Annotated in this window: 18 protein-coding genes; 11 read left to right on the top strand and 7 right to left on the bottom strand. The window is 59.6% G+C overall.

The window, feature by feature from the left end:
• Nucleotides 1-253 precede the first annotated feature (253 nt).
• Nucleotides 254-826, bottom strand: coding sequence for a Smr/MutS family protein (locus BLU26_RS03655; protein WP_092283954.1), 573 nt, complete (start codon nucleotides 824-826; stop codon nucleotides 254-256).
• 95 nt (nucleotides 827-921) lie between these two features.
• On the opposite strand from BLU26_RS03655, the gene prmB reads away from it, so the two are divergent.
• Entirely contained in the window at nucleotides 922-1,833 is a 912-nt protein-coding gene (prmB, locus tag BLU26_RS03650; RefSeq protein WP_092283952.1) for a 50S ribosomal protein L3 N(5)-glutamine methyltransferase, read from the top strand.
• A 3-nt stretch (nucleotides 1,834-1,836) separates the two neighbouring features.
• Here prmB and BLU26_RS03645 read toward each other — a convergent pair whose 3' ends face one another.
• The gene (locus BLU26_RS03645; protein ID WP_092283950.1) at nucleotides 1,837-2,616 is read right to left on the bottom strand and encodes a hypothetical protein; all 780 of its coding nucleotides are present in this window, start codon (nucleotides 2,614-2,616) and stop codon (nucleotides 1,837-1,839) included.
• Between the two features lie 103 nt (nucleotides 2,617-2,719).
• Nucleotides 2,720-3,487 carry a sulfite exporter TauE/SafE family protein gene (locus BLU26_RS03640; RefSeq protein WP_092283948.1) on the bottom strand — a complete coding sequence of 256 codons (768 nt, stop codon included), beginning with the start codon at nucleotides 3,485-3,487 and terminating at the stop codon, nucleotides 2,720-2,722.
• A gap of 113 nt (nucleotides 3,488-3,600) precedes the next feature.
• Between BLU26_RS03640 and aroC the strand changes: the two genes are divergently transcribed.
• The 4 genes from aroC to BLU26_RS03620 all read left to right on the top strand — a co-directional run bounded on the left by aroC (nucleotide 3,601) and on the right by BLU26_RS03620 (nucleotide 6,670).
• Nucleotides 3,601-4,692 (top strand): chorismate synthase, encoded by a 1,092-nt coding sequence (gene aroC, locus BLU26_RS03635; protein WP_092283946.1) that lies wholly within the window; start codon nucleotides 3,601-3,603, stop codon nucleotides 4,690-4,692.
• Nucleotides 4,689-5,861 (top strand): MFS transporter, encoded by a 1,173-nt coding sequence (locus tag BLU26_RS03630; RefSeq protein WP_092283944.1) that lies wholly within the window; start codon nucleotides 4,689-4,691, stop codon nucleotides 5,859-5,861. The genes aroC and BLU26_RS03630 overlap by 4 nt, the downstream gene beginning before the upstream one ends.
• Nucleotides 5,862-5,871: 10 nt before the next feature.
• Complete coding sequence (locus BLU26_RS03625) at nucleotides 5,872-6,402, top strand: hypothetical protein (protein ID WP_092283942.1); 531 nt, start codon at nucleotides 5,872-5,874, stop codon at nucleotides 6,400-6,402.
• Between the two features lie 76 nt (nucleotides 6,403-6,478).
• Entirely contained in the window at nucleotides 6,479-6,670 is a 192-nt protein-coding gene (locus BLU26_RS03620) for a PLDc N-terminal domain-containing protein (RefSeq protein ID WP_092283940.1), read from the top strand.
• 88 nt (nucleotides 6,671-6,758) lie between these two features.
• Here BLU26_RS03620 and BLU26_RS03615 read toward each other — a convergent pair whose 3' ends face one another.
• A complete protein-coding gene (locus BLU26_RS03615; RefSeq protein ID WP_092283938.1) occupies nucleotides 6,759-7,532 on the bottom strand; it encodes a ferredoxin--NADP reductase in 774 nt (257 codons plus the stop codon).
• 101 nt (nucleotides 7,533-7,633) lie between these two features.
• Between BLU26_RS03615 and BLU26_RS03610 the strand changes: the two genes are divergently transcribed.
• A complete protein-coding gene (locus BLU26_RS03610) occupies nucleotides 7,634-8,521 on the top strand; it encodes a LysR family transcriptional regulator (RefSeq protein WP_092283936.1) in 888 nt (295 codons plus the stop codon).
• A 70-nt stretch (nucleotides 8,522-8,591) separates the two neighbouring features.
• Here the strand turns inward: BLU26_RS03610 and BLU26_RS03605 are convergent, their stop codons facing one another.
• The 3 genes from BLU26_RS03605 to BLU26_RS03595 all read right to left on the bottom strand — a co-directional run bounded on the left by BLU26_RS03605 (nucleotide 8,592) and on the right by BLU26_RS03595 (nucleotide 13,619).
• Complete coding sequence (locus BLU26_RS03605; RefSeq protein ID WP_092283934.1) at nucleotides 8,592-9,131, bottom strand: glycine zipper 2TM domain-containing protein; 540 nt, start codon at nucleotides 9,129-9,131, stop codon at nucleotides 8,592-8,594.
• Nucleotides 9,132-9,276: 145 nt separating this feature from the next.
• Complete coding sequence (locus BLU26_RS03600; RefSeq protein ID WP_092283932.1) at nucleotides 9,277-12,513, bottom strand: bifunctional diguanylate cyclase/phosphodiesterase; 3,237 nt, start codon at nucleotides 12,511-12,513, stop codon at nucleotides 9,277-9,279.
• A gap of 215 nt (nucleotides 12,514-12,728) precedes the next feature.
• Nucleotides 12,729-13,619, bottom strand: coding sequence for a LysR family transcriptional regulator (locus BLU26_RS03595; protein WP_092283930.1), 891 nt, complete (start codon nucleotides 13,617-13,619; stop codon nucleotides 12,729-12,731).
• A gap of 153 nt (nucleotides 13,620-13,772) precedes the next feature.
• Here BLU26_RS03595 and leuC point away from each other — a divergent pair, with 153 nt between their 5' ends.
• The 5 genes from leuC (at nucleotide 13,773) to BLU26_RS03570 (ending at nucleotide 19,296) form a co-directional block, all read left to right on the top strand.
• The gene (gene leuC / locus BLU26_RS03590) at nucleotides 13,773-15,212 is read left to right on the top strand and encodes a 3-isopropylmalate dehydratase large subunit (RefSeq protein ID WP_092283927.1); all 1,440 of its coding nucleotides are present in this window, start codon (nucleotides 13,773-13,775) and stop codon (nucleotides 15,210-15,212) included.
• Nucleotides 15,209-15,856, top strand: coding sequence for a 3-isopropylmalate dehydratase small subunit (gene leuD / locus BLU26_RS03585; protein WP_092283925.1), 648 nt, complete (start codon nucleotides 15,209-15,211; stop codon nucleotides 15,854-15,856). The genes leuC and leuD overlap by 4 nt, the downstream gene beginning before the upstream one ends.
• A 52-nt stretch (nucleotides 15,857-15,908) precedes the next feature.
• On the top strand, nucleotides 15,909-16,991 hold the full coding sequence (leuB, locus tag BLU26_RS03580; protein WP_092283923.1) for a 3-isopropylmalate dehydrogenase: 1,083 nt from the start codon (nucleotides 15,909-15,911) through the stop codon (nucleotides 16,989-16,991).
• A gap of 80 nt (nucleotides 16,992-17,071) precedes the next feature.
• Nucleotides 17,072-18,184 (top strand): aspartate-semialdehyde dehydrogenase, encoded by a 1,113-nt coding sequence (gene asd / locus BLU26_RS03575; RefSeq protein ID WP_092283921.1) that lies wholly within the window; start codon nucleotides 17,072-17,074, stop codon nucleotides 18,182-18,184.
• Nucleotides 18,185-18,285: 101 nt separating this feature from the next.
• A complete protein-coding gene (locus BLU26_RS03570) occupies nucleotides 18,286-19,296 on the top strand; it encodes an aspartate-semialdehyde dehydrogenase (protein ID WP_092283919.1) in 1,011 nt (336 codons plus the stop codon).
• The last annotated feature ends 65 nt before the right edge of the window (nucleotides 19,297-19,361 follow it).

Below are 19,361 nucleotides of genomic sequence, written 5' to 3'. Positions count from 1 at the left end.
TCGGTCTCTCAAAAGAGGAGCCGGCGCTACACCGAGCTGCTGCATGAAGGCCCCCGATGGCCGTCGGGGGTGGGCCTCAATTTACCCAAACACGGCAGAAATTATCCATACAATAGTTATAACTGGCTGAGTTTTGAAACGTACTGCCCTTGCGTTTGCGGTTTAACACTTGGCAGTAGTGCCTATCATCAAGCTTCCCAATCGGAGCATAGGCCAAAAGACTGCTAAGGACATCGAGGAAATAACACTCTCCTCAGTCCTCCCGCCCCTCCAGCATAGTCCGCTTGAGCAGCACATAAACAGACCCCGTGCCGCCATGGCGCGGGATGCAGGAGGTGAAGGCCAGTACGCTGGCGTGTTGTCGCAGCCAGGTATTGACGTGGCTTTTCAGGATGGGCGTGCGGCCGTCCTTGCGTTGCGCTTTGCCGTGGGTGACGCGCACGCAGCGAATTTCCTGCTTTACCGCTTCGGCCAGAAAGGCCCAGAGCAACTCGCGGGCACGTTCTACCGTCATGCCGTGCAGATCGATTGAGCCATCAAAGGGGATTTGCGCGCTTTTGAGTTTGCGCAGCTGGCTGGCCTGGACGCCGTTGGCGCCCCACATGAGTTCTTCTTCAGGGGCTACATCAATCACAAACTGGTCGGAAAGGCCGTCTATCACGATGCTGGTGTTACCGGTCAGCGCGCGGGCGCGACTGGCCGCGATGCGGGCGCGATCGGCCTTGGGCTTACCGGTATCGGCTTGCTGTTGCTTGAGTGGTTTGACACCCTTGATGGCCTGCCGGAACAGGTTTTCGTCATCGGGTTCGACGTTATCCTGAGACATTTTCAGTGATCAGCTGCTAAAAAACCGCAGTGTACCAGTAGTCGCTGGCACGCGGCAGCGTAGAATGGGCGCCTGACAGAACAAGGATTTAGATCATGAGTGAATACGCCGCATTGAAAACCGTGCAGGATTTGATCCGCTGGGGCGTCAGCCGTTTTCATCAGACCGAGCTGTTTTTCGGGCACGGCACCGACAACGCCTGGGACGAGTCCCGCCTGCTGGTGTTGCATGCGCTCTACTTGCCGTGGGAAACGCCCGAACCCTATCTGCAATGCCGGGTCACCGAAGAGGAGCGCGACGCCGCTGTGGCGCTGCTGCAAGAGCGTATACGCCTGCGTATTCCGGCGGCCTACCTGACTGGTCACGCGCGTTTTGCCGGCTTGGACTTCATCGTCGATGACCGCGTGCTGGTGCCGCGCTCGCCGATTGCCGAGCTGATCGACTCACGCTTTGAGCCTTGGTTGGAGCGTGATCCGCTGCGCATTCTGGACCTGTGTACCGGCAGTGGGTGTATTGGCATTGCCTGTGCCTACGCCTTTGACGAAGCCGAAGTGGTGCTGGCTGATTTGTCGGCCGATGCGCTGGCGGTAGCCGAGGCCAATATTGAGATGCACGGCCTAACCGAGCGGGTAGAAGCGCGCTGGTCGGATGGCTTTGATGGTTTGGCCGGCGAGCGGTTCGACCTGATCGTCAGCAATCCGCCCTATGTGGACGCCGAGGACATGGACAGTCTGCCGGAGGAATACCGGCACGAACCCGAGATGGGCCTGGCTGCGGGCGACGACGGCCTGGACCTGGTGCGCCGCATGCTGGCAGAAGCGGCGGACTACCTCAGTGAAGACGGTGTGCTGGTGATTGAGGTGGGTAACAGCATGGTGCATGTGATGGCTGAGTGGCCCGAGGTCGACTTTGAGTGGGTGAAGTTCGAGCATGGCGGGCACGGGGTGTTTGTGCTCAGTGCCGAGCAGTGCCGCCATTTTCAGCCGCTGTTCGCCGAAGGGCTCTAGCGTTCAGCGCAGTACCACCCACAGCAGCATCAGTGCCTGGAAAATACTGAACACGATGAGGCAGCCAATGGCGAAGCGGTTGCCCATGTCGGAGCGCTTGTACCCGGCGATCACGCTTTGCAGGTTGTTCAGTTGGGCTGTTTGCTTGAGGTTGAGGGCTTCGTGCTCGCGCAGTTGGCCGAGCAGATTGCCGATCTGCAGGGGCTGGATTCGTTCGGTGTTCCAACTGCCGATGAGGTCGTTTACGCGGTTGCTTTGGGCTACGCCGCTGTGGGTGTCTTCATCCAGCGTGGTGACGGTAAAGCCGGCTCGGCTGAGCACGTTCTCAAAGGCGTTGCGGGCGTCGCCGCTTTTGAAATCCTCCGCGCGCAGGCTGATTGGCGTGACCGCATACTCGCCGCAGTAGCGCTGGCACCAGTGAATCAGTTGCGCGAGCATGAAGGTGCCCAGGCCACGCTGGGCTGGCTGGATGCTAACGCCGCTGAGCGGCCCAAAGCGTACACGTTGGCGTTTGTGATCGACCATGACTTCCAGGCAATTGCCGCTTTCCGGTAGCGCCTCACCCTCAAAGCGTACTTGCAGACGCAGCAACTCGAGGCTGCCGACCTTTTCCTGGGTTACTGCGATCTGCGCGAGCTTTTCCTGATGCACCAGTACGCGCGCTTTGAATACCGGCTTGAGCTGTACCCAGTAGAAGTCTGAGGGCTTGGCGCGCGCAAAGGGATCACGCAGAGCGGTCTGCTCCTGGCTGGATTCCGGGCTGATGGTCTCGATCTCGCTCATGCTTCGTCCTGGGCGCGCGTACTGCGTTCGGCGGTTACTTCAACCTGTATCGGCGTTGCGGCGGGTTTCTGTAATGTATCCCCATGGTCAGCAAAAGTCATGCTCACCAATGGGTGATGGCTTCCCAGGCCAGACGTATGGCGAGCAGGGTCAGAATCACGTTGAACAGCCGGCTGAAGTGCCGATCACTCAGCCGCTGCAGAATATGCAGGCCAGCCCAGGTACCCAGCGCACCCGCGGCGATCATGCCGATAATCAGCGGCAGCCAGGCGTGGAACACAAAGCCCGCGGCGCCAAAGGCGAGCGCCTTGGGTGCGTGTTGCAGAGCCATGGCGGCGGCAAAGGTAGCCACCGTCTGCAGCCGCTTGCTGTTCTGCTGCTGTTTGATAAAAGCGGCTACCAGCGGGCCCGTGGCGCCGACAAACAGGCTGAGAAAACTTGTGAGGGTAGAGGCCAGCAGAGTGCCCACGCGCCCGGTGGCAACCTTGGGAATAGCGGGGCCCCAGCACAGCAAGAGAATGAACAGGGCAATACTGAGCTGGATACTCGCCAGGGGCAGGTTCACCAACAGGCGGCTGGCCAGCCAGGCGCCCAAGACCACGCCGGGCAGAAACCAGGCGATCACCCGCAGGTTGATGTGCCGCCAGGTCATCAGCGCACGGTTGGCGTTGGAGCCCAGTTGTACCATGCCGTGTACCGGAATGATGGCGGCGGTGGGCATGCTCAGCGCCATGATCGCCAGCAGCATCACGCCGCCCCCGGCACCAAGGGCGGCGGTAATCATCGAGGTGACGGCCGAGCAGAGAATCAGCGCGGCAGCCAGCAGTGGGGAAATCTGATCGGGCAATAACGACGCCAGAAAGCTCGGCATATTGGCTCCGCGAGGGTGAAGCGCACTAGCCTAGCGGGTTGATTTCAGACTGTCACCCATGCGGGGCGAACGGTATACTGCGGCACTGCCGTCGCTTACATCAGGTTGAGTTTATGTCCGGAAACACCCTTGGAACCCTGTTCACCGTCACCACGGCCGGCGAAAGCCATGGCCCTGCACTGGTTGCCATCGTGGACGGTTGCCCGCCAGGCTTGCCGCTCTCAAGCGAAGACCTGCAGCGTGATCTGGATCGCCGCAAACCCGGCACCAGCCGTCACACCACGCAGCGTCAGGAGGCCGACGAGGTCGAGATCCTCTCCGGCGTGTTCGAAGGTGTCACTACCGGTTGCCCGATCGGCCTGCTGATTCGCAATACTGATCAGAAATCCAAGGATTATTCGGCGATCAAGGACCTGTTCCGCCCGGCCCATGCCGATTACACCTATCACCACAAGTACGGCGTGCGCGATTACCGTGGCGGCGGGCGTTCCTCGGCGCGGGAAACCGCCATGCGCGTGGCAGCCGGTGCCATTGCCAAGAAGTATCTGGCGACCCAGGGCATTCAGGTGCGGGGCTACATGAGCCAGTTGGGCCCCATCGAGATTCCGTTCAAGAGCTGGGATGGCGTGAACGATAACGCCTTTTTCAGCGCCGACCCGGGCAAGCTCGCCGAGCTGGAAGCCTACATGGATCAGCTGCGCCGTGATCAGGATTCTGTCGGGGCCAAAATCACTGTAGTTGCCGAAGGTGTGCCGCCGGGTCTGGGCGAGCCGATCTTTGATCGTCTGGATGCCGAGCTGGCCTATGCGCTGATGGGCATCAATGCGGTGAAGGGCGTTGAGGTGGGCGCCGGGTTTGCCGCGGTCGCGCAGCGCGGTACCGAGCACCGCGATGAGCTGACGCCGGAAGGCTTTGTCAGCAATCAGGCGGGTGGCGTGTTGGGTGGTATTTCTTCTGGCCAGCCGATTGTCGCCAGCCTGGCGCTCAAGCCGACTTCCAGCATAACCACGCCGGGTCGCTCCATCGATGTGCACGGCAACGCGGTAGATGTGATCACCAAGGGGCGCCACGACCCCTGCGTGGGCATCCGCGCCACGCCTATCGCCGAGGCCATGATGGCGCTGGTATTGATAGACCATCTGCTGCGCCACCGCGGGCAGAACGCCGACGTCACGGTCACCACGCCGGTACTGGGCCAGCTTTGAGCTCAACGGGCGCGGGGGCAGGGGCGCACACAGCGCCGCTGCCTTACTGGCGCCTCTCCGGTTTCTACTTCAGCTACTTTGCCCTGTTGGGCGGGGTCGCGCCTTTTCTCGCACTCTACTTCGAGTCCTTGGGGTTTTCGGCGGCACGCATTGGCGAGCTGGTCGCTATTCCCATGCTGATGCGTTGCCTGGCGCCCAATCTGTGGGGCTGGATTGGCGACGCCACGGGCCAACGCTTGTTGATCGTGCGCTGCGGCGCGCTCTTTACCGCGTTGTGCTTTGCCGCGATTTTCTACCGCCAGGACTATTGGTGGCTGGCAGCGGTAATGGCGCTGCACAGCTTTTTCTGGCACGCGATTCTGCCGCAATTCGAGGCCATTACGCTGACGCATCTGCGCGAGCAGGCTTCGCGCTACAGTCAGGTGCGTCTGTGGGGTTCGGTCGGCTTCATTCTCACCGTGGTGCTGCTGGGTGAGGTGTTGGAGCGCTTCGGTATGCAGGCCTACCCTCGAGTTCTGCTGACGGTCATGTGCGCGATTGTGGCTTGCAGCCTGCTGATTCCCGCACCGCCGGTGGCGCCCAGCAGCAAGGTATTGGGCGAGGGCTTGCTGCAACAGCTGCGCCGCCCCGGCGTGATGGCGTTTTTTCTCTGTGTGGCGCTGATGCAGCTATCGCACGGGCCGTACTACACCTTTTTGACCATTCATCTTGAACGCCTGGGTTACAGCCGCGGCTTTATTGGCTTGCTTTGGGCGCTGGGTGTGCTGGCGGAGATACTGCTGTTTCTACTGATGCGTCCGCTGCTCGCGCGTTGCAGCCTGAAGCTGATTCTGGTGGTCAGTTTTGCCCTGGCAGCGCTGCGCTGGATTCTACTGGGCAATTATGCTGGCGACTTGCCCACGCTCCTTTTTGCGCAGTGCCTGCACGCCGCCACCTTTGGCGCCTTCCACGTGGCCGCGGTGCACTTTGTGCAGCACAGTTTCAGCGCCCGGCTGCAGGGTCAGGGCCAGGCGCTGTATGCGACCTTGGCCGGGGTTGGTGGCGCCTTGGGCGCACTTTACTCTGGTTACGCCTGGGACAGCCTGGGAGCGTCCTGGACTTTCGCATTGGCCGCGTTGGCTGCCGCACTGGGCGCAATCATTCTCGCGCTGCGCTTGCAGCGTGCATGAGGAGCAGACCATGAGCATTCTGGCGATGTATGAGGCGGGGCAGTGGCTTTGTCCGGCTCGTGTTCTCACCCATCTGGAAGACATCACTGCCGTGTTGATCGAGCGTGAGGTGCGGTTGCTGCAATTGCCCACCGGGCTGCCTGAGGATCGCGCGCAGCTGCAAGCGGCTGCCGCGCAGCGCATCGCCGATAGCGGCTTGCCAGTGCCACGCTGTGCAACGGCGGCAGAACAGAAAGGCGAGCCGGGCTATGCCGAAGTGCCCAGCCGGCTGGACGCTGGGGCCGTGCAGCGCTCAGCCGGCCAATGGCTGCTGTTAAGCGCCGGGCAGGCGCGCCTGTGCCTTGGCCATGCTGATCAAGCGTTGGTGCTGGCGGTACGCCACGGCGATCTGGTATGGATTCCGTCTGGCCATGAGTGGGCACTGGTACCCGCTGCCGGCAGCGCTTGTCACTGGCTGAATCTGGTGGGCGATGAGCAGGCGCTGAACGATACGCCGGTGCCAGGGTCGAAGTTAGGCGAGTTGCAATTACTGGATATCTGAGCGCCGGGCCCGCGCCCTGGGGCGGCTATAGTGAAAGCAGCTCGGTATTTTGTCTGACAAGAAAAGGGAGAGTGCGATGAACTTTGGTACCGGTGGGGGGATTCTGGGTCTGCTGATTCTGATCGGCGACATTTGGGCTGTGATCAACATTTTGCAAAGCAATGCCAGCATGGGTGCCAAGCTGCTCTGGGTATTGCTGGTGGTACTGCTGCCGCTGCTGGGCCTGATCATCTGGTTCTTCGCGGGGCCGCGCGGCAACAAGGTCTAGCGGGGCCAATACGGCCCAGATGGTACAAACAAGAAAGGCCCGGTGCGCAGGACGCTCCGGGCCTTTCTAGTTTGTACCGCTTCCCTGATTACTTCTCGACGAAGGCACGCTCGATAACATAGTGCCCCTGATCGCCGTGGCGGGCTTCCTTGAAGCCTTGGGCGTCAAGAATCTCGCAGCAGTCCTTGAGCATGCTCGGGCTGCCGCAGAGCATGAAACGATCCTGTTCCAGGTCGAACTTGGGCAACCCAATATCTTCGAACAGCTTGCCGCTGGTCATCAGATCGGTCAGGCGACCTTCGTTGCGGAAGGGCTCACGAGTGACCGTGGGGTAATAGATCAGCTTGTCACGCACCAGCTCACCCAAGTACTCGTGATTGGGCAAGTCCTCGGTAATCAACTCTTCGTAGGCCAGCTCGCGTACATGCCGGCAGCCGTGGGTGACGATGACCTTGTCGTATTGCTCGTAGGTTTCCGGATCCTGAATGATGCTGATAAAGGGCGCCAGGCCAGTGCCAGTGCTCAGCAGGTACAGGTTGCGCCCGGGAATCAGGTGGTCCAGTACCAGGGTGCCGGTCGGCTTGCGACTGATCATGATCTGATCACCTGCCTGAATATTCTGCAGGCGAGAGGTCAGCGGGCCGTCTGGCACCTTGATGCTGAAGAATTCGAGGGTTTCTTCATGGTTGGGGCTGGCGATGCTGTAGGCGCGCATCAGTGGGCGACCCTCGACTTCCAGGCCGATCATGATGAAATGGCCGTTCTTGAAGCGAAAACCCGGATCACGAGTCGTCTTAAAGCTGAACAGATTGTCGGTCCAGTGATGAACGCTGAGTACGCTTTCGGTATTGAAGCCTGCCATGTCGCCTCCCGGCATGAATGATTTCTTGGCGTGGAGTCTATACCTGGCTAACCTATCGGATAAACGGGTAATTGTTATTAGAGTATTCGGAAAAATCGATTATGAAATACAGTCTGCGGCAGCTCGAGGTTTTTCTCGCCACCGCCTATCACGAGAACCTGACACGTGCGGCCAGTAGCCTGGCGATGTCGCAGTCGGCCGCCAGCAGTGCGCTCAAGGATCTGGAAAGCCAATTCGATGTGCAGTTGTTCGACCGCGTCGGTAAACGCCTGCAGCTGAACGAACTGGGGCAAAGCATCCGGCCCCGCGCCCAGGCTTTGATGGAGCAGGCAAAAGGGCTGGAAACGGCGCTGGCGCGGCATCAGGACATCGGCCACCTGAAGGTGGGCGCCACCTTGAGCATCGGCAATTACCTGGCAGTCGAGATCATGGCCCGCTACATGGGCGAGCAGGATGGTGCGCGGGTGGAGCTGGAAGTGGCCAACACCGAAACCATCGTACGCAAGGTCGCCAACTTCGAGTTGGACATCGGCCTGATCGAAGGCGAGACGCGCCACCCGGAGCTCGACTTGCTGCACTGGCGTGATGATGAGCTGATGGTGTTCTGTGCGCCGGACCACCCCTGGGCCGGACGGCCCTGGTTGAGCGACGCCGAGTTGCTGGAAGCGCAGTGGATTGTGCGCGAGCAGGGATCAGGCACCCGCCAGCACTTTGAGTGGGCGATGCAGGGGCTACTGCCGGACCTGCGCATCAAGCTGGAGCTGCAACACACCGAAGCAATCAAGCGCGCAGTGGAGGCCGGACTGGGCATTGGCTGCCTGTCGGAAATCACCCTGGTGGACGCGTTCAAGCGCGGCAGCCTGGTACCGTTGCCGGTACCGCAACGCAACTTTCATCGACGCTTCTATTTCGCCCTGCACCGGCAGAAGTTTCGCAGCGCCGGAATCGAGCGCTGGCTTGAGCTATGTCGCAGTAGTCTGTCCGAGTAGCAGGGGCTAAGGGCGGAGCACAAAAAAGGGCATCGGCCGAAGCGGATGCCCTCTAGTCAGGCTGCAGTGTTTACTGATTGCTGCTAAGCACCAGCTCGCCTTCTTTCAGCGGGATACTGCTGCCCGGATCATGATCCATGCGGACTGAACCAGTTTTCTCGCCGATCTGATACTTCACCTGATAGCCAACCACTTCGTCGTGTTTGTCATAAACAGTGTTACAGCGACGCTCGGTAGTGGTGTAGGTGTCGTTGGCCTGCATGCGCTCCTGGGTTTTGTTACCGGCATACCCGCCAGCGGCGGCACCTGCGACGGTGGCGATATCCTTGCCGCTACCACCACCTACCTGGTTACCCAATACACCCCCGATCACTGCGCCGGCCACCGAACCAATAATCTGGTGCTGATCCTTTACCGGTTTCTGGCGGGTAACGGCCACGTCGTTACACACTTCCCGTGGGGTGCTTTTGGTTTCCTTGATCTCGCGAACATCAAGAACCTCAGCCTGGTCAGGTGTTTTGTCTGCAAAGGCGGTATAGCCCGCGATGGCGCCGCCGGCAGTTGCTACTGCCGCGCCGATCAACACACCGGTCAACATAGACTTGTTCATGATGAATACTCCCTGGTCTATGACTAGTCTTCCACGGCTCGGCCGTGGTCCATGCATGGGTAGACACGGAAAAGTAAGCCCGGTTCCCTTGCTGTCAGTTGGCCACACAGGAATATGATCTGGTTCGCGATGTGGCTACAGGCCGCTAATCATGCTGGCGGGAGTTCAACAGCAGGCAAAATGCGTGCTCGTCTACCGGAGGGCTGAACAGGTAACCCTGGTAGTGATCGCAGCCAAGTTCGTGGAGAAACGCGAGCTGCTCTGAGGTTTCCACGCCTTCGGCAATAAAGTCCATGCGCAGGCTGGAGGCGATGGCGATGATGGCGCGAATGATTTCTGCATCATTGGGGTTGTGGGTGCAATCGCGCACAAAGGATTGATCGATCTTGAGCACGTCCACGGGCAATTGCTTGAGGTAGCTCAACGAAGAGTAGCCGGTACCGAAATCGTCGATGGCGAAATGCACGCCGCGCTCGCGCAGGACGTTCATCTTGTCGATAGTGTCGGCCACATCTTGGATGACGATACCCTCGGTAATCTCCAGCTTGATGCACTGCGGCGGTATAGCGTAGGTGGCGATGGCGTGCAGCACATCGTCCACGAAGCTGGCCTGACGGAATTGGCGAGGACTGATATTGACGCTCAGGCTGAAGCAGTTGGCGTCGATCGCGTTGGCCTGCAGCAGGCGCGAGAGAAAGCTGCAGGCGCTCAGCAGCACCCACTTGCCGGCCGGGAGTATCAGGCCGCTTTCTTCCAGCACGTCCATGAAGGCCGCAGGCCCTATGGTGCCCTTGTGCGGGTGCTGCCAGCGCAATAGTGCCTCTGCACCCTCGATAGCCTGGGTGCGGTGGTTGATCTGTGGTTGATAGTGCAGCACAAACTGTTTTTTCAGCAGCGCACGGCGTAGCTCGGATTCGATGGCCAGCCGCTCGCTGGCCGCCACTTGCATTGACTGCTCGAAGAAGGCGATGCCGTTGCGCCCGAGCTCCTTGACCCGGTAAAGGGCGATATCGGCACGTTTGAGCAGGTCGTCCGGAGTGCTGCCGTGATCGGGGAGTAGGGCGATGCCGATGCTGGTGCTGAGCTGCAGGGCATGGCCTTCAATCTGCATGGGTGCGGAAACGGCGTCCAGCAGCTTTCTGGCGGTGTTCTCCACCTCGTGCTCCAGACGCAGTCCGCTGGACTGCAGGCCGCTGAGCAATACCACAAACTCGTCGCCGCCCAACCGGGCGACGGTATCCTCTTTGCGCACCAGAGCCAGCAGCCGGGCGGTGACCTCTTGCAGCACGGCATCGCCACAGGAATGGCCGAGCGAGTCGTTGATGTGTTTAAAGTGGTCAAGATCGAAAAACAGCAGTGCGCCGCGCAGGTCATGCCGCTGATTCAGCGCCGCGATCTGGTTCAGACGGTCGCTCAATAGCAGGCGATTGGGCAGGTCGGTGAGCGCGTCGTGGTAGGCCAAGTGCTTGACGCGGGCTTCGATCTGCTTTTGTTCGGTGATGTCGCGCGAGGTCAGCAGGATGCATTCCAGGCCATCGATGTTCAGCGGTTGGATAGAAACAGCCACGGTGATTTGCTTGCCAAAGCGGGTGTTGACGGTCATCTCCTGATGATGCACGCGGCCGTGGCGGTCAAGCTCCTCAATCAACTTCTGCCGGTCGGCGTAGTCGGCCCAGATGTTCAACTCCAGCGCGGTTTTACCGATGACTTCCTGTGCGCTGTAACCAGTAAGGCGGGTGAAGCCATCGTTGACTTCCAGGTGCTTGCCAGTCTGTTTCTCCGTGATGCTGATGGCATCCGGGCTGCCTTTGAACGCGCGGGCAAATTTGTCTTCGGAGGCACGCAGCGCTGCTTCAGCCTGTTTGCGCGCGGTAATGTCGCGGAAGCTGAACAGAACGCAGGGTTGGCGATTGATGCTCAGACTGGCAGTGGAAACCTCGCACACCAGCAGCTTGCCCTGGTGGGTTGCGAACGTCTCGATCAGGCCGTTCAGCACGCGCTTGCCGTGGATGGCCTCATCCAGTGGCGCATGCATCTCGGCTTCGCTCCACACGCCGGCCTCGATGGGAGTGCGGCCCACCAGACTTTGCGGAGAGTGGCCGAAGGTGGCGGTAAAGCTGAGGTTCACTTCAATGATGCGGCGGCTTTGGCTGTGGATCAGGCAGTAGGGGTCAGGCGCTCCCTGAAATAGCGCAGCGAACTTGGCTTCGCTATCGATCAGTGCTTTCTCGTTCTTGCGCCGTTCGGTGATGTCGAGCAGGGTGCCGACCAATCGAATCGGCTTGTACTGCTCATCGCGATGCAGGGTGGCGGTGGCCTCGAGCCAGCGCTCTTTGCCGTTGGCGTCGATCACGCGGTAGGTCAGCTTGTGGTGTTGCCCCTGGCTGCGACAGATCGAGATGAAGGCGCGCCGCAGGCTGCGGCGGTCGCTGGCCACTATATGCTGGGTGAAGTGGCCGATGCTGCCCTCAAGAGCAGTGGCATCCAGGCCGTTGAGCTGTGCGCTGCGCGCTGAGCAATGCAGTACGCGGTTGTGGATTTGCCAATCCCAGATGCCCATCTCACTGGCTTCCAGCGCGCGGTTGAGGCGCTCCTGGCTTTCATTGAAGGCGGCTTCACTGAGCCGTTGCGCAGTGATGTCGCGGGCGGTGACTACCAGGCATGTGCGGCCGGCCAGACGAATTGTCTCGGCCTGGACCAGAATATCGTAGCGCTCAGGGTTGGTGCCGAGCTGAATGCGGATGTACTCGTCATCCAGGCGCCCGCGCAACTTGAGCTTGGCCATCAGGCGCGCGGCGGTATCAGCATCAAGCAGTTGCAGTTCACTGAGTCGGTGGTTGACGCAGCGGCTGTTGCGCAAGCCGGTAAGGCGTTCAAAACGGCTGTTGACCTCGAGCACCGTGCCAGTGCCGGCATCAATCAGCAGTAGCGCCTCGCCGGTCGCGTTGAACACCTTGAGATGGCGCTCGTCAATGCCCGCCGTTGCCGGGGCAGAGGGGCGCTCGACCTGAAGTGTGATCAGCAGACACGGCGAGCCCTGTTGGATTGGGGCTATGTTCAGCAGGCAGCTCTGGATGCTGCCATTGCGGCTGCAGATGTCGCGCCGCAGATTGGTCACGGTGGGCTGTTTCTCCAACTGGCGAAGCAGGTATTCCCAGTGCTCGCTGCCGCACCACAAGGGGAAGTTGCCAGCCGGCTGACCGAGAATACGATCTGCCTGCCAGCCGAACTGCTGGCTCAGGGCGGCATTGATCTGCAGCACGCGCTGGTTGCGCGCGTCGACCAGCATACCGGCCGCGGGCATGGTCTGGAAGAGCGTGACAAATGCGCTGTCAGCATTGGTCAAAGGGTCGGTCGGAAAGGCACCGGTGGTGCTTGGCATAGGTTCTCCGCGGGCTACTGGTCCTTTGGATCAAGGCTGCCCGCGCGATCAACTGAGGCTGATCTGCACGAGCGTTCCCGGCCTTTTACTGCCATGGCCCGTGGGTGCGCATTGGCCAGCTCATGCGGCATGAGCCAGGCGGCTTTTGTTGAATGCTCGTTGCGCCCCATTAACATTCAAGATAGTCGGTGGCAGAGGGTGCAACAAGGCAGCGATCAGGCTTTTTCGCTGGGCATGCTGCTGGCCTGCTGCAATAGATTGATGAGGGCCAGGGCGGCATTGGAGCGTGTCCTGCCGCTGTGCCAGATACAGCCAAGGTCACGCTGCAGGTGAATGCCCGGGATGGGTAGCGCGTGCACCTGCTCGTCCAGCATGCTGCGTGGCAGCACGCTCCAGGCCAACCCGATGGAGACCATCATCTTGATCGTCTCCATGTAATTGGTGCTCATGCTGATGTGCGGCGTAATCTGATGCTGCTCGAACAGGGCGCTGACGATGCGGTGAGTAAAGGTGTTTGCACCGGGAAAAACCGCCGGATAAGCGGCCAGTTCGGCCAGACCAACGGTATCGGCCTGGGCAAGCGGATGTTCCGGTGCGATTACCAGGTCCAGTGGATCATGCCAAATCAGTTCTGCCACTACCGGAGGTTCTACTTCCGGGGCCAGGGTGATGACGGCCAGTTCTATTTCACCCTGCAGCACCTTTTCGTAGGCTACCTCGGAATCCAGAAACTGGATGTCCAGCGCCACTTGCGGGTAAGACCGAGTAAACTCGCGCAGTACCGGGGGCAAGCGGTGCAAACCAATATGGTGGCTGGTCGCCATACTCAGACGGCCCTGCACAGTGTCCGATAGATTGCTCAGCGCGCGGCGCGTATCATTGAGCAACCCCAACACCTCTTCGGCCCGCGGTTTCAGCGCGCGCCCGGCTTCGGTCAGCGCCACCTTGCGGCCGATGCGGTCGAACAGGCGGGCGTTGAGCTGTTGCTCCAGCATGGCGATGCGCTTGCTGATCGCCGGTTGCGTGAGATGCAGTTGCTCAGCGGCCCGCGAGAAGGAACCGGTGGAGGCAACGGCCAGAAAGGCGGACAGGTTGGCTGTATCCATATCGGATTCCTTTTGGTTATCTATTTAATAAATAATATTCCTTTGTTTTATCTTTGGCTAAATTTTATCCTTTGTGATGTCAAAGAACCGCTGCGGACCGGAGCTCTCCGGCCATACTCGACGGCGGTCACAGTCTGATTTCAGGAGTTCCGGATGTCTGCGAAAACGCTTTACGACAAGCTGTGGGACAGCCATCTCGTCAAACAGCGAGATGATGGCTCGGCGTTGATCTATATCGACCGCCATATTCTTCACGAAGTGACCTCGCCACAGGCATTTGAAGGGCTGCGGCTCGCGGGGCGTCAGCCCTGGCGGATCGACGCCAATATCGCCACGCCGGATCACAACGTGCCCACCACCAAGGCCGAGCGCGCCGGTGGACTGGAGGCCATCGCCGATGAAGTGTCGCGCATTCAGGTTAAGACCCTGGATGAGAATTGCGACGCTTTCGGCATTCTTGAATTCAAGATGAATGATCTGCGTCAGGGTATCGTGCACGTGGTCGGGCCGGAGCAGGGCGCCACCTTGCCGGGTATGACCGTGGTCTGCGGTGATTCGCATACCTCTACCCACGGCGCCTTCGGCGCTCTGGCGCACGGTATCGGCACCTCCGAGGTGGAGCATGTGCTGGCGACCCAGTGTCTGGTCGCCAAGAAAATGAAGAACATGCTGGTCAAGGTTGAGGGCGAGCTCGGCTTTGGCGTCACCGCCAAGGACATAGTGCTGGCGGTGATCGGCAAGATCGGCACCGCTGGCGGTAATGGTCATGCCATCGAGTTTGCCGGCTCGGCCATTCGGGACTTGTCAGTAGAAGGCCGTATGACCATCTGCAACATGGCTATTGAAGCCGGCGCCAGGGTCGGGCTGGTTGCCTGCGATGAAAAGACCATCGCTTACGTGAAGGATCGCCCGTATGCGCCCAAGGGTGCGGACTGGGATAACGCCGTCGCGGCATGGGCCGATCTGGTGTCTGACGCCGATGCCGTATTCGATAGCGTTGTTGAGCTGGACGCTGCCGAGATCAAGCCGCAGGTATCCTGGGGTACATCGCCCGAGATGGTACTGGCCGTGGATCAGCGTGTACCTGATCCGGCTGCAGAAGCGGATGTGGTCAAGCGCGACTCTATTGTCCGTGCGCTCAAATACATGGGGCTGAATGCCAATCAGCCGATTACCGACATTCAGTTGGATCGCGTGTTTATCGGCTCCTGCACCAACTCGCGCATTGAAGATTTGCGCGCAGCTGCTGCCGTGGCCAAGGGGCGCAAGGTATCTGCCAGTGTCAAGCAGGCCCTGGTGGTACCAGGCTCGGGCTTGGTGAAAGCCCAGGCAGAGAAGGAAGGCCTGGATACGATCTTCACTGCGGCCGGCTTTGAGTGGCGTGAGCCGGGTTGTTCCATGTGCCTGGCGATGAACCCCGACAAACTGCAGTCGGGCGAGCATTGTGCCTCGACCTCCAACCGCAACTTTGAAGGGCGCCAGGGCAACGGCGGCCGTACACACCTGGTTAGTCCGGCCATGGCGGCTGCGGCGGCGATTGCCGGCCACTTTGTTGATGTACGTGAGATGTTGAATCAGGAGGCGAGCGCATGAAACCCTTTACCCAACACACCGGCTTGGTCGCGCCGCTCGATCGTGCCAATGTGGATACCGATCAGATCATTCCCAAGCAGTTTCTCAAGTCGATCAAGCGTACCGGCTTCGGGCAGAACCTGTTCGACGAGTGGCGCTATCTGGATGAAGGTCTGCCGGGGCAGGACTGTGCCAATCGCCCGCTGAACACCGAATTCGTATTGAATCTGCCACGTTACCAGGGCGCCAGCGTGCTCCTGGCACGCAAGAATTTTGGCTGCGGCTCTAGCCGTGAGCACGCACCCTGGGCGTTGGAAGAATATGGATTTCGTACCATTCTGGCACCGAGTTATGCCGATATTTTCTATAACAATAGCTTTAAGAATGGGTTGTTACCTATTGTTTTACCTGTAGAAGATATCGACGAGCTATTTAAGCAAGCAGAGGCGCAGGAAGGTTATGAGCTGACCGTCGATCTGCAGGCGCAGACGGTTATCCGTCCCGACGGCAAGTCCTACAGCTTTGAGGTCGATCCGTTTCGTAAGCATTGCCTGCTGAACGGTCTCGACGATATTGGCCTGACGCTACAGGATGCAGACGCCATTGCGGCTTTTGAGCAAAAACACCAGCAGAGCCAGCCCTGGCTGTTCGGCGCCATCAAGTAATTAGTGGCTTGTGCCGACTGCGTCGGCACTTGAGTAATGTTAAGGAAGAATCATGAGCAAGCGTATTTTGGTATTGCAGGGCGACGGCATTGGTCCCGAGATCATGGCCGAAGCGGTCAAGGTGCTGAACTTGGCCAATGAGAAGTATGAGTTGGATCTGGAGCTGTCATCAGGCGAGCTGGGTGGCGCATCTTACGACAAGTACGGTGTACCGCTGGCCGACGAGACGCTGGAGCGTGCGCGCCAGGCAGATGCCGTGCTGCTAGGTGCTGTGGGCGGTCCCAAATGGGACGCAATTGATCCTGCGCTGCGCCCCGAGCGTGGTCTGTTGAAGATTCGCTCCGAGCTGGGGCTGTTCGGCAACCTGCGCCCGGCCATTCTCTATCCACAGTTGGCCGAATCGTCCACGCTCAAGCCCGAAGTAGTGTCCGGGCTGGATATTCTGATCGTGCGTGAGCTGACCGGCGGCATCTATTTCGGCCAGCCGCGCGAAAAACGCGTGCTAGCCAATGGCGAGCGCCAGGCCTATGACACCTTGCCCTATAGCGAAAGTGAAATTCGCCGAATCGCCAAGGTCGGCTTCGACATGGCCATGGTGCGCAACAAGAAGCTGTGCTCGGTCGACAAGGCCAACGTGCTGGCATCCAGCCAGTTGTGGCGCGAAGTGGTTGAAGAGGTCGCCAAGGATTATCCAGAGGTCGAGTTGTCGCATATGTACGTCGACAACTGCGCCATGCAGCTGGTGCGCGCGCCCAAGCAGTTCGATGTGATCGTCACCGACAACATGTTTGGCGACATTCTCTCTGACCAGGCCTCGATGCTGACCGGTTCTATCGGCATGCTGCCCTCAGCGTCGCTGGATGTGAACGGCAAGGGCATGTATGAGCCCTGTCACGGCAGCGCGCCGGATATCGCCGGCAAGGGTATTGCCAATCCGCTGGCTACCATCCTCTCGGTGTCGATGATGCTGCGTTACAGTTTTGCGCAGGCAGAGGCGGCTGATGCGATCGAGCAGGCGGTCAGTCTGGTGCTGGATCAAGGGCTGCGCACGGGTGACATTTATTCCGAAGGTTGCCGCCAGGTAGGCACCGCCGAAATGGGTGACGCCGTGGCCGAGGCCCTGAAAAACCTGTAATCTGTTGGATTATTCGAAAACGCCCGGCCCTGGTCGGGCGTTATTGTCTTTGAATTTGTTACCCCACGGGGGGTGTTGTTATGAAGCGAGTTGGTCTGGTTGGTTGGCGTGGCATGGTGGGTTCCGTGCTGATGCAGCGCATGCGCGATGAAAACGATTTTGCCGATATTGAACCGGTCTTTTTCACTACTTCCAACGTAGGTGGTAAAGGGCCTGACATCGGCAAGGACATTCCTGCGCTGAAAGATGCCTTCGACCTTGAATCCCTCAAGCCTATGGATGTGATCATCACCTGTCAGGGTGGCGACTACACCAAGGAAGTCTACGCCAAGCTGCGCGCTGAAGGTTGGGACGGCTACTGGATTGACGCTGCCTCTACGCTGCGCATGGAAGATGACGCGGTAATCGTGCTGGATCCGGTCAACCGTCGCAACATCGATCAGGCGCTGCGCGATGGAGTTAAAACCTACGTTGGCGGCAACTGCACCGTCAGCCTGATGTTGATGGGCTTGGGCGGTCTGTTCGAACAGGGGCTGGTTGAGTGGATGAGCGCCATGACCTACCAGGCCGCCAGTGGCGCCGGCGCGCAGAATATGCGCGAACTGATTGGTCAGATGGGCACCATCCATGGCTCGGTTGCCGAGCAACTGGCTGACCCTGCCAGCGCAATTCTGGAGATCGACCGCAAGGTGGCTGAAACCCTGCGTAGCGACGCCTTCCCGGCGGACAACTTTGGCGTGCCGCTGGCCGGCAGCCTGATTCCTTGGATTGACAAGCAACTGCCGAACGGTCAGAGCCGTGAAGAGTGGAAAGCACAGGCCGAAACCAACAAGATCATCGGTCGTAGTGCACGCCCGATTCCGGTTGATGGTATCTGCGTGCGTATCGGCGCCATGCGCTGCCACAGCCAGGCGCTGACCATCAAGCTGAACAAGGATGTGCCGCTGGCAGATATCGAAGGTCTGCTGGCCGAGCACAATCCCTGGTCGCAGGTCGTGCCGAACACCAAAGAAGCCACACTGGCGGCCCTGACGCCCACAGCAGTGACCGGCACCTTGAATGTACCGGTCGGACGTTTGCGCAAGCTCAATATGGGCTCGCAGTATCTGTCTGCCTTTACCGTCGGCGATCAGTTGCTGTGGGGTGCGGCAGAACCACTGCGCCGTATGCTACGGATTCTGCAGGAAGGTTGAGGTTTTACCGGTAGCAGCTTGGCTGGTACTGACATGGGGCATCCCCGACTAGGTCGGGGGTGCCCTTTGTCTTTAATGAAATCAAATATGGGTTGGTAATCATGAGTAAGAAAGCAGGTGTAGCAGTTGTAGGTGTGAACGGTCTGGCGGGTGACATGCTGGCCAGTGTGCTCGAAGACGACAGCTTCACCTTTGAATACTTGCACCTGGTGGATGCCGATGACGATGCCGGTGAGCGCCGCATGATCAACGGCCAGAGCATGCGTGTGGAGCCGGTTTCCCGCTTTGATTTCAGTCAGGTCGCTGTTGTAGTCCTGGCCGGCACAGCTGAATTTGCCCAGCAGTGGGCGCCAGTTATTCGCGCGGCCGGCGCGGTCATTGTTGATACTACGGGCACTTTGGGCGGGGTTCCGGTGGTTGCCGAGGTTAATCCAGACGCGCTCAACGCAGCCAAGGGAGACGGCATTGTCGGTTCGCCGGACGCTCAAGTGGTGCAAACCGCAATCGTGCTTGCTGCGCTGGCCGGCATGGGCACGCTGCAGCGCGTCAGTATCGCGACCTATCAGTCCATGTCTACTCACAGCAAGGCTGCGGTAGAAGGGCTGGCGATGCAGACTGGCAAGCTGCTCAACGGTCAGCCGGTAGAGAAGGGTGCGCTGGACAAGCAAGCTGCCTTCAATCTACTGCCCTGTGTTACCGATCTTGACGAGTCTGGCGCCTGCGCTGAAGAGCGCGCCTTGACCGCAGGGGTAAAGGCCTGTTTGGCTATGCCGGCCTTGCCGGTCCTAGTCAACTCGGTGCTGGTGCCGCTGTTCTACGGTACCGCGCAAATGATGCAGGTGAGCTTCGAGGCTGCACCAGACGCCAAACGCATCGGCAACGTACTGCGCCGCGCCAAGGGTATAAAGGTGTTGGATAAGTCAGTCTCTGGCGGGTTTCCTACGCCAATTACCGAGGCGACCGGCAGCGACCACGTTTGGGTGGGCCGGATCCGGGCCGATGCCGCCGAGCCGAACACTATTCATTTGTGGATTGTGTCTGATAATCTCCGTAAAGGTGTCGCAATTAACAGTCTTAAGCTTGCCGAGTTGTTGATAAAAGACTATTTGTAATCGATACTTGCTGGTGTTTTTGTATTAAGCGGTTTAGGTTTGTCCATGCAAGCCCTGATTGGATT

Source organism: Halopseudomonas sabulinigri (genome assembly GCF_900105255.1).
GTDB classification, from domain to species: domain Bacteria; phylum Pseudomonadota; class Gammaproteobacteria; order Pseudomonadales; family Pseudomonadaceae; genus Halopseudomonas; species Halopseudomonas sabulinigri.
This window is presented reverse-complemented; position numbering and strand designations above follow the sequence as displayed.

Coding starts and splice junctions, on each gene's coding strand:
- BLU26_RS03655 (WP_092283954.1), bottom strand. CDS start 826: ATGTCTCAGGATAACGTCGAACCCGATGACGAAAACCTGTTCCGGCAG.
- prmB (WP_092283952.1), top strand. CDS start 922: ATGAGTGAATACGCCGCATTGAAAACCGTGCAGGATTTGATCCGCTGG.
- BLU26_RS03645 (WP_092283950.1), bottom strand. CDS start 2,616: ATGAGCGAGATCGAGACCATCAGCCCGGAATCCAGCCAGGAGCAGACC.
- BLU26_RS03640 (WP_092283948.1), bottom strand. CDS start 3,487: ATGCCGAGCTTTCTGGCGTCGTTATTGCCCGATCAGATTTCCCCACTG.
- aroC (WP_092283946.1), top strand. CDS start 3,601: ATGTCCGGAAACACCCTTGGAACCCTGTTCACCGTCACCACGGCCGGC.
- BLU26_RS03625 (WP_092283942.1), top strand. CDS start 5,872: ATGAGCATTCTGGCGATGTATGAGGCGGGGCAGTGGCTTTGTCCGGCT.
- BLU26_RS03620 (WP_092283940.1), top strand. CDS start 6,479: ATGAACTTTGGTACCGGTGGGGGGATTCTGGGTCTGCTGATTCTGATC.
- BLU26_RS03615 (WP_092283938.1), bottom strand. CDS start 7,532: ATGGCAGGCTTCAATACCGAAAGCGTACTCAGCGTTCATCACTGGACC.
- BLU26_RS03610 (WP_092283936.1), top strand. CDS start 7,634: ATGAAATACAGTCTGCGGCAGCTCGAGGTTTTTCTCGCCACCGCCTAT.
- BLU26_RS03605 (WP_092283934.1), bottom strand. CDS start 9,131: ATGAACAAGTCTATGTTGACCGGTGTGTTGATCGGCGCGGCAGTAGCA.
- BLU26_RS03600 (WP_092283932.1), bottom strand. CDS start 12,513: ATGCCAAGCACCACCGGTGCCTTTCCGACCGACCCTTTGACCAATGCT.
- BLU26_RS03595 (WP_092283930.1), bottom strand. CDS start 13,619: ATGGATACAGCCAACCTGTCCGCCTTTCTGGCCGTTGCCTCCACCGGT.
- leuC (WP_092283927.1), top strand. CDS start 13,773: ATGTCTGCGAAAACGCTTTACGACAAGCTGTGGGACAGCCATCTCGTC.
- leuD (WP_092283925.1), top strand. CDS start 15,209: ATGAAACCCTTTACCCAACACACCGGCTTGGTCGCGCCGCTCGATCGT.
- leuB (WP_092283923.1), top strand. CDS start 15,909: ATGAGCAAGCGTATTTTGGTATTGCAGGGCGACGGCATTGGTCCCGAG.
- asd (WP_092283921.1), top strand. CDS start 17,072: ATGAAGCGAGTTGGTCTGGTTGGTTGGCGTGGCATGGTGGGTTCCGTG.
- BLU26_RS03570 (WP_092283919.1), top strand. CDS start 18,286: ATGAGTAAGAAAGCAGGTGTAGCAGTTGTAGGTGTGAACGGTCTGGCG.